The organism is Escherichia sp. AM3, assembly GCF_032029835.1.
In the GTDB taxonomy this organism is placed as follows: Bacteria; Pseudomonadota; Gammaproteobacteria; order Enterobacterales; family Enterobacteriaceae; genus Escherichia; species Escherichia coli.
On record NZ_JAVUPQ010000898.1, the window covers coordinates 1 to 281 of the forward strand.

The following is a 281-nucleotide window of genomic DNA, read 5'->3' on the forward strand; positions in this document are numbered from 1 at the left end:
CTCTCGCCCTCTTTGACTTCGATGGCACAATTACCACTCGCGAGACGATGCCGGATTTTGTGCGGCGGTCCGTGAGCCGACGTCGACTGCTTGTGGGACAACTGCTTCTGGCGCCGCTCGTGCTTGGGTATAAGATTGGGATCTTGTCTGGCACCCTGATCCGTCGCGTCATCGTTCGCTTCGCTTACAGCGGCATCCCGGCCTCGGTCCTGGAGGCCCAAGGTCGTGACTTCGCTCAGAGCTACCTGCCCAATACCCTCCGCGGCGAGGCAATGCAGCGC

Annotated in this window: 1 protein-coding gene; it reads left to right on the forward strand. The window is 61.2% G+C overall.

What is annotated here, in order from left to right; translation table 11 throughout:
- On the forward strand, nt 1-281 hold a 281-nt coding region (locus RTW80_RS28955; RefSeq protein WP_312721556.1), incomplete at both ends, for a haloacid dehalogenase-like hydrolase.